This is a genomic window from Streptomyces shenzhenensis (assembly GCF_003688995.1).
Lineage (GTDB): Bacteria > Actinomycetota > Actinomycetes > Streptomycetales > Streptomycetaceae > Streptomyces > Streptomyces shenzhenensis_A.
On record NZ_PENI01000015.1, the window covers coordinates 196,775 to 205,682 of the forward strand.

General features: G+C 72.1%; 4 protein-coding genes and 1 tRNA gene. All 5 read left to right on the forward strand.

The window, feature by feature from the left end; translation table 11 throughout:
- The first annotated feature begins 167 nt into the window (after window positions 1-167).
- Window positions 168-3,335: a dTMP kinase gene (gene tmk, locus CTZ28_RS23775; protein ID WP_121891700.1), complete on the forward strand. Its 3,168-nt coding sequence runs from the start codon at window positions 168-170 to the stop codon at window positions 3,333-3,335.
- A gap of 154 nt (window positions 3,336-3,489) precedes the next feature.
- Window positions 3,490-4,695 carry a DNA polymerase III subunit delta' gene (locus tag CTZ28_RS23780; protein ID WP_121891701.1) on the forward strand — a complete coding sequence of 402 codons (1,206 nt, stop codon included), beginning with the start codon at window positions 3,490-3,492 and terminating at the stop codon, window positions 4,693-4,695.
- A gap of 134 nt (window positions 4,696-4,829) precedes the next feature.
- Window positions 4,830-6,419 carry an alpha/beta hydrolase gene (locus tag CTZ28_RS23785; protein ID WP_121891702.1) on the forward strand — a complete coding sequence of 530 codons (1,590 nt, stop codon included), beginning with the start codon at window positions 4,830-4,832 and terminating at the stop codon, window positions 6,417-6,419.
- Window positions 6,420-6,526: 107 nt separating this feature from the next.
- Window positions 6,527-6,603: transfer RNA gene (locus CTZ28_RS23790), tRNA-Thr, on the forward strand.
- 385 nt (window positions 6,604-6,988) lie between these two features.
- The coding region (locus CTZ28_RS23795; RefSeq protein WP_220795388.1) for an SdrD B-like domain-containing protein at window positions 6,989-8,908 on the forward strand (1,920 nt) is incomplete at its 3' end.

Sequence of the window (8,908 nt, forward strand, 5' to 3'; positions counted from 1 at the left end):
GGGCCGGGCGGCGTCCGGCCGGTCCAGCGGTCCGGTGTCCTGCCGGTTCTTCACAACGCGTACGTCCGGTGCGCGAAGGGCACGCTCAGGCATCACTTTGGTGTCGGGGCGTGCGCACGTCCGGACGGCCGCCGCAGGCTGTCGGTGGCTGCCGATAGGCTGAACGCATGACGCGAGCCGAGCAGCCAACGGCCCACAGCACGCCCCCCGACGACGCACTCGTGACGGACTCCCGCGAGCGCGCCGTCCGTGCCCTGCTGCGCCAGCCCGAGCTGAAGCGCCTGTGGAGCGCACAGCTGGTCAGTGGCGTGGGGGACATCCTCGCGCTCCTGGTGCTGGTCGTGCTCGCCCTCCAGACGGCCATCGCCCAGGGCTCGTTCGGCGGCGGCTACCGGGGCGTGGCGTTCGCGGTGGCGACCGTCTTCGCGGCGCGCATCCTCGCGACGCTGCTCTTCGGCGCCGTCCTCCTCGGCCCGCTGACCTCCCTCACGTCCCAGGAAGGCCCGCTCGACCGCCGCTGGACCATGGTCGGCGCCGACGGCCTGCGGGCCGCGCTGCTGATCGTCGCCCCGCTGTGGATCGACTGGACACCGGACAACGCGCTCGCTGTCCTCCTGGTGACCGTCTTCGTCACCGGGGTCGCCGAGCGCTTCTGGACCGTGTGCCGGGAGGGCGCGGCGCCCGCGCTGCTGCCCGCCCCGCCGCCGGAGGGCGCGACGGTGCGGCCGCTGCCGGACCACTTGGACGCCCTGCGCCGCCTGATGCTGCGTACGAGCTTCGCCGCGGTGCCCCTGGCCGCCGCCGCCCTGGTCGTCGGGGCGCTCCTGAACAACCTGCTCGGCACCGGCATCGGCTGGTTCGGCCAGCACCAGGCGGCGCTCGGCTCGTACGTGGCGGCCGGGCTGTTCGCCGCGTCCCTGTCGGTCGTGACCTTCCTGGAACTGCCCGGCACCCGCACCCCGCGCGCGCGGTCCCCGCTCGAAGGACTGCGCCGCCCCAGGACCGGGACCGGCGTGGACAAGGGCCGCACCGGTGCGATCCCGCTGCTGGTGCCGGCCTGCGCGGCCGTCGCCGGAGCGATCTCCGCGGCCGTCGCCGTCTCGGTGCTGCACGCCACGGAACTGGGCGGCGGCCCGGTGCTCTACGGCCTGCTGGTGCTCGGTCTTACCGGCGGAGTCGTCGTCGGCATCCGTACCGCGCCCGCCGTTCTGCCGTCGCTCTCGCGCCGCCGGATGCTGTCGCTCGCCATCGCCTTCACCGGTGTGGCCCTGCTCGCCGCCGGGCTCGTCCCGGACGTCACCAGCGTGGTGCTGATCGTCACGCTGGCCGGTATCGGCGCCGGCGTGGCCGCCAACACCGGGCACGCGCTGCTCGACCAGGAGACCGAGGACTACCGCCGGCCGCGCACCACCGAGCACCTGCACGCCGTCGTCCGGATCAGCGTGGCGCTCGGCGCGCTGATCGCGCCCCTGGTGGCCGCGCTCATCGGTCCGCACCGCCTGGAGAACGGCCGGTTCGTGTTCGCGCACGGCGGCGCCGCGTTCACGCTGATGCTGGTCGGCGCCCTGCTGCTGCCGGTGGCCGCGCTGGTGTTGGCCAAGGTCGACGACCGGGCCGGTGTGCCGCTGCGGCACGACCTGCGCGACGCGCTGCTCGGCGGCGACGACCCGGCGCAGGCGCCCGCCGTGAACGGCTTCTTCATCGCCCTGGAGGGCGGCGACGGCTCCGGGAAGTCCACCCAGGCCGAGGCGCTCGCGGAGTGGATCCGGGCCAAGGGACACGAGGTCGTCCTCACCCGCGAGCCCGGGGCCACGCCCGTGGGCAAGCGGCTGCGGTCCATACTGCTGGACGTGTCGTCGGCCGGGCTGTCCCACCGCGCGGAGGCGCTGCTGTACGCCGCCGACCGCGCGGAGCACGTCGACACGGTCGTCAGGCCCGCGCTGGAACGGGGCGCGGTCGTCATCTCCGACCGGTACATCGACTCCTCGGTGGCCTACCAGGGGGCGGGCCGCGACCTGTCCCCGACCGAGATCGCGCGGATCAACCGCTGGGCCACCAACGGCCTGGTCCCGCACCTGACCGTTCTGCTGGACGTCTCCCCGGAGATCGCCCGCGAGCGGTTCACGGAGGCCCCGGACCGGCTGGAGTCGGAGCCCGCCGAGTTCCACGCGCGCGTGCGGGCCGGTTTCCTGACGCTGGCCGCCGCCGACCCGGGCCGCTACCTGGTCGTCGACGCGGGCCAGGAGCCCGAGGCCGTCACCACCGTCATCCGGCACCGCCTCGACATCGTGCTGCCGCTGTCCGAGGCCGAGATCAAGGCCCAGGAAGAGGCCCGCAAGGCCGCCGAGGAGGAGGCCCGCCGCAAGGCGGAGGAGGAGGCGGCCCGCAAGGCCGAGGAGGAGCGCCTGGAGCGCGAGCGCCAGGAGCAGCTGGCCCGGCTGCGAGCCGAGGAGGAGGAGCGCAAGCAGCGCGAGCTGGAGGAGGCGCAGCGGCGCGAGGCCGAACGGCAGGCGGAGGAGGCCCGGCAGCGGGCCGAGGAGGCCAGGCGCCGGGCGGAGGAGGAGCGGCAGCGGCTCCTCGCCGAGGAGAAGATCCGGGCCGAGGAGGAGGCCCGCCGCAAGGCCGAGGAGGAGCGGCGGCGCAAGCAGGCAGAGGAGGAGGCCAGGCGGCGCGCCGAGGAGGAGGCGCGGCGTCAGGAGAAGCAGCGCAGGGCCGAGGAGGCGCTGCTGCGGGCCGAGGAGGCCAGGCGTCAGGCCGCGGAGGCGGCGGCCGCGGCCGATGCGGTGGCCCAGCAGCCCGCGGCACCGCGGCCGGCGGCTCCCGGGGTGACTCCGGAGGCCACCACCGTGGAGACCCCGGTGGTGCAGCCGGGTGCGGACGAGACGGCGGTGCTGCGTCCGGTGCGCGAGGAGCGGGACGGCGGCGCCGGGCCCGCGCGGGAGAAGGAGTCCGCGTCCGAGGTGACGGCCAAGCTGCCGCAGCCGCCGGTCGCGCCGGGGGCCGCCGACGAGACGGCGGTGCTGCCACCGGTGACTCCGGGCGCGGCGGACGAGACCGCCGTGCTGCCGCCCGTACCGGCCGATGACCCGGTGGGCCGGGTTCCGCGGGACTTCTTCCGGGACGAGCGGTCGTCGGCGGCGAGCGGCGGCGAGGACCGTACGCGCGAGATGCCGCAGGTCGACGCCGACGGTGCGGCGCGGCGCCGGCCGCGGCCCGACTGGGCCGAGGAGACACCGCTGGACGACCTGCCGTCGCTGGCGGACGAACTGCTCGGCTCGTACGACGACGGGGAGTACGACGACCGGGACCCGCGGGGCCGGGGGCGGCGCGGCTGACCGCCTCGGGGCGCCGGCCGTGTGGGCGGGGCCCAGCCGCTACTGGCCGGGCCGCGGGATGCCGGGTACCGACGGCGGTCGGCGACCCGTTGTCAGTGGGCACCCGCACAATGGATTCCGGAACGCGGAACGTGACGGAAGGGCGGAGTGACCCATGACCGTGTGGGACGACCTCGTCGGGCAGGAGAAGGTGAGCGAGCTGCTCGATGCGGCAGCCCGGGACGCCGACGCTCTCGTCACCGCCGCCGCGGCGGACGCGCCGCCGCCGGAGGCGTCCAAGATGACGCACGCGTGGCTGTTCACCGGCCCGCCCGGAGCGGGCCGCAATCAGGCGGCGCGTGCCTTCGCCGCCGCCCTGCAGTGCGTGAGCCCCGACCGCGCCCTCGGCGGCACCCCCGGCTGTGGCTTCTGCGACGGCTGTCACACGGCGCTGGTGGGTACCCACGCCGATGTGTCCACGGTCGCCGCGGTCGGCGCCGAGATCCTCGTCAGGGACATGCGGGACACCGTCCGCAAGTCCTTCACGGCACCGGCGAACGGCCGCTGGCAGGTGATTCTCGTCGAGGACGCCGAGCGGCTGAACGAGAAGTCCGCCAACGCCGTCCTCAAGGCCGTGGAGGAGCCCGCCCCCCGCACGGTCTGGCTGCTGTGCGCACCCTCCATCGAGGATGTGCTGCCCACCATCCGCTCCCGCTGCCGGCACCTCACCCTGCGCACGCCCCCGGTGGACGCCGTCGCCGACATGCTCGTCCGCCGCGAGGGCATCGAGCCGGATGTGGCCGCCGCGGTGGCCCGCGCCACCCAGGGCCATGTCGACCGGGCCCGCCGGCTGGCCACCGACCCGGCCGCCCGGGAGCGCCGCGCCTCGGTGCTGAAGCTGCCGCTCCGCCTCGACGAGGTCGGCCACTGCCTCAAGGCGGCCCAGCAACTGGTCGACGCGGCGGCCGAGGACGCCAAACAGCTCGCCGAGGAGATGGACGGCAAGGAGACGGAGGAACTGAAGGCGGCGCTGGGCGCGGCCCAGGGCGGCCGGCTGCCGCGCGGCACGGCGGGTGTGATGAAGGACCTGGAGGACATGCAGAAGCGGCGCAGAACCCGGACGCAGCGCGACAGCCTCGATGTCGCACTCGGCGACCTCACCGGCTTCTACCGTGATGTCCTCGCCCTCCAGTTCGGCTCCCGGGTGGCGATGGCCAACACGGACGCCGAGGAGGCGGTGGAGCGGGTGGCGCAGGCCAGTTCCCCGGAGTCGACGCTGCGCCGCATCGAGGCGGTCGCCGCGTGCCGGGAGGCCCTGGACCGCAATGTGGCGCCGCTGCTCGCGGTGGAGGCGATGACGATGGCGCTGAGAGCGGGCTGACCCCGGCCGCCGGTACGGGGCATGCCGCTCACCCGTCCGGGGCTCAGGTCATCGCGTAGTTGACGCCATCACCCGGAAGAGCCATGAGAGCCACGCATCGCGTTCAGGTCATCGCTCAGCGTTACGCTCGCTTGATGCACATCAGGCGAACCTCCCGCCAGACCAAGGCCACGGCCCGTGCCCTGGCCACCGTCCTCACGGCAGCGGCGCTGCTCATCACCGCGTGTTCCGCCGGCGGCTCGATGACGGCGACCAGTGAAGCGGAGCAGGTGGCGCTGGCCCCGCTGCCGAGTTCGACACCGCCCGCGCTCGCGCCGTACTACGGGCAGAAGCTCGCCTGGCGCGACTGCGGCGTCGAGGGCTTCCAGTGCGCGACGCTGAAGGCGCCGCTCGACTACGCCAAGCCGGGCGACGGCGACGTACGGCTCGCCGTCGCCCGCAAGAAGGCCACCGGCAAGGGCAGACCGCTCGGCTCGCTCCTCGTCAACCCGGGCGGCCCGGGCGGCTCGGCGGTCGGTTACGTCCAGCAGTTCGCCGGCTTCGGCTACCCGGCCGAAGTCCGCGCCCGCTACGACATGGTGGCGATGGACCCGCGGGGCGTCGCCGGCAGCGAGTCCGTCGAGTGCCTGGCCGGGCAGCAGATGGACGCGTACACGCAGACGGACATCACCCCTGACGACCGCGGGGAGACGGACGCGCTGGTCGAGCAGTACAAGAAGTTCGCGGAGGGCTGCGGGGCCCGCTCGCCGGGGCTGCTGCGGCATCTGTCCACGGTGGAGGCCGCCCGGGACATGGACATCCTGCGGGCGGCGCTCGGGGACCGGAAGCTGAACTATGTGGGCGCGTCGTACGGGACCTTCCTCGGGGCGACGTACGCCGGGCTGTTCCCGGGGCGGGCGGGCCGGCTCGTCCTGGACGGCGCGTTGGACCCGTCGCTGTCCGCGCGGGAGTTGAACCTGGAGCAGACGAAGGGCTTCGAGACCGCGTTCCAGGCGTTCGCGAAGGATTGCGTCCGGCAGGCCGACTGCCCGCTCGGCGGCAAGGGCACGACCCCGGACCAGGTCGGCGACCACCTCGCGGCCTTCTTCCGCAAGCTGGACGCGCAGCCGATCCCGGCCGGCGACGCGGGCGGCCGCACGCTCGGCGAGGCCCTCGCCACCACCGGGGTGATCGCCGCGATGTACGACGAGGCGGCCTGGCCGCGGCTGCGCGAGGCGCTCACCTCGGCGATGAAGCGGAACGACGGCGCCGGCCTGCTGGCACTCTCGGACGCCTACTACGAGCGTGACGGCAACGGCCACTACGCGAATCTGATGTTCGCCAACGCCGCCGTGAACTGCCTCGACCTCCCGCCCGCCTTCGACAGCCCCGAGCAGGTCGAGGAGGCACTCCCGGCCTTCGCGGAGGCGTCGCCCGTCTTCGGCAAGGGCCTTGCCTGGGCGTCCCTGAACTGCGCGTACTGGCCGGTGCGGGCCACGGGGAAACCGCACCGCATCGAGGCCGAGGGCGCGGACCCCATCGTGGTGGTGGGCACCACCCGTGACCCGGCGACGCCGTACCCCTGGGCCGAGTCCCTCGCCCGCCAGCTCTCCTCGGCCCGCCTGCTCACCTACGTCGGCGACGGTCATACGGCCTACGGCCGCGGCAGCGCCTGCATCGACTCCGCGATCAACGCCTTCCTGCTCGACGGAACCCCGCCGGACGACGGAAAGCGCTGCTCATAGCCGCGCCGCGGGCCCCGGGGAGCCCCGCTCCGGGGCCTGTACGAAGCACCCTCGGAAACTGTGTAGACTTACCGGCGTTGCTGATCGCACCATAGTGCGGACGGCGTGCCGCTTTAGCTCAGATGGCCAGAGCAACGCACTCGTAATGCGTAGGTCTCGGGTTCGAATCCCGAAAGCGGCTCCATTGGGACCCCAGGTCGGAACATAGCTGACCTGGGGTTTTCTTATGCCGTGAGCCGCTGGTGCGGTCGGTCCGGGTCGCCGTGGTGCCTCTGGCGCGGGTGCTCGCCTTCGAGGAGGGCGAGGTTGCGTGGCCCCGCCTCGGCGCGCTCGCCGTAGTGGGCTGCGGCACTCGTGCGGGTGCGACCGTGAGCGGCCCGGATTCCGCCCCGGCCTCACTGGGTGAGGGCCTCGCTCGTTCGGCCCATCTGCTCGTCATATGAGAGAACCATGAAGATTCTTATAAGCGCGTCACGGTCAGCGAGCATGCTCGCTGACCGGCGCACGTCCATTGGTGGAGAAAGGAATTGGCAGTGGATCTGCGGCAGCGTCGGCGATGGTCCGGCGGAATGTCTTTGGCGTTGGCTTCGGCGTTATCGGCGTCGCTCGCGGTCACCGGGGTCGCCTCCTCGGTGCTCCCTGCGGCGGCCGACTCCGGCGACGGCAACGCGACCATCCGTGTCGTGCGCGAGGTGAACGCGAACGGCAAGTGGGACCAGGCGCTGGAGCCGGGTATGTCCGGTGTCTCGGTGGTGCTGACCGACGACAAGGGTCGGTCGATCACCGGTACCACGCAGGCGGACGGCACGGTGAAGCTGACCCCGGGCAACAGCCTGGGCGGCGGCAAATACCGGGTGGAAGTGAAGAACCCTGACAAGGGTGTGCTCTTTCCCGGATTCGCTTCGCCCCGGAGCGATCTGATCGATCCGACGGTGCTGTCGTCCAACGTGGAGTTCGTGGACCTGTCGGGCGGCAAGAACGTGGAGATCACGACCTCGTTCTGGAGCCCGGAAGACTACTGCCAGAAGAATGCCATGCTGGTGACGGCCTGCATGAACCCCACCATTCCGCCGGCTGATCCGGCGCCGGACAGCAAGCGCACGCTGACGTCGTTCCCGTACAACGCGCGGGGCGAGTACGACCAGCTGACCGACCTGGCCACCACCGCCGACACCGGAACGGTGTGGGGCATCGGCTACAACAAGGTGACCAAGCAGATCTTCTCCGGCGCCTATGCCAAGCGGGGCACCAAGTACGGTCCCGGTGGTGCGGGTGCGATCTACCGGACCGACCCGGCCACCAAGCAGACCACGGTGTTCACCCGGGTGCCCAACGCCGGCTCCACCGGTCACAACCCGAACGCCAACATGGACGAGGCGTTCGGCCTGGTGGTGGGCAAGCAGTCGCTGGGCGATGTGGACGTCAGCCCCGACGGCAAGGACCTGTACGTCGTCAACCTGCACGACCGCAGGCTCTACCGCTACGACGCCACGCAGCCGACGGCCGCCACGTACAAGGCGTCGTACCCGATCAAGGACCCGGGCTGTGCCGCGCCGGGTGACTGGCGTCCGTCCGGTATCGGTATCCAGGACGGCAAGGTCTACGTCGGTGGTGTCTGCTCGGCGCAGTCGACCGGCAGCAAGGCCGATCTGCGGGCGGTCGTGCAGGTCTTCGACCCGGTCACGGGCCAGTTCACCGGCACGGTCATGGACCAGCCGTTGAACTACAAGCGCATGGATCCGAGTTACGAGCCGGCCGGCAGGTGCTTCGGCTCGACCTGGTACCCGTGGAGCAACGTCCGGCCCAACACCCAGGACGGCCACCAGTGCACCGAAGCCAACATGCAGAACCCCGAGCCGATCCTGTCGGACCTGCTCTTCGAGACCAACGGTGACATGGTCGTCGGCTTCGGTGACCGGTTCTCCGACCGCACCGGCTGGCAGCTGCCCGGCAGCGACGACGCCCGCCCGACCACCACGTTCGAGGGCGGTGACATCAACCGGGCCTGCCGTGGCGGCAACCACATGTTCGTCCTGGACGGCAACGGCGGCTGCACCAACAACGGAACTCCGGAAATCAAGGAGTTCTACCCTGGTGACACCATGGGCATGCACCAGGAGATCAGTGAGGGTGGTCTGGCCCTGTCCAAGGTGGAGACGACCATCCCCTTCACCGCGATGGACCCCATCCCCAAGACGGGCAGTGGTGTGCGGTGGGTCGACCGCACCACGGGCAACGCGAACCCGGCGACCGACGGTAACTACCTGAACGACACGTTCGGCAAGTCCCGCGGTATCGCGGACCTCGAAGTGATGTGTGACGAGGCGCCGTTGCAGATCGGTAACCGGGTCTGGAAGGACCTGGACGAGGACGGTATCCAGGACCCCGGTGAGGAGCCGGTGGTGGGTGCCACGGTGAACCTGTACGACGCCGATGGCAACAAGATCGGTACGGCGGTCACCAACGAGCGGGGCGAGTACTACTTCGAC

Excerpts from the sequence above, each read along its gene's own strand:
- tmk (WP_121891700.1), top strand. The coding sequence starts at position 168 with ATGACGCGAGCCGAGCAGCCAACGGCCCACAGCACGCCCCCCGACGAC.
- CTZ28_RS23780 (WP_121891701.1), top strand. The coding sequence starts at position 3,490 with ATGACCGTGTGGGACGACCTCGTCGGGCAGGAGAAGGTGAGCGAGCTG.
- CTZ28_RS23785 (WP_121891702.1), top strand. The coding sequence starts at position 4,830 with ATGCACATCAGGCGAACCTCCCGCCAGACCAAGGCCACGGCCCGTGCC.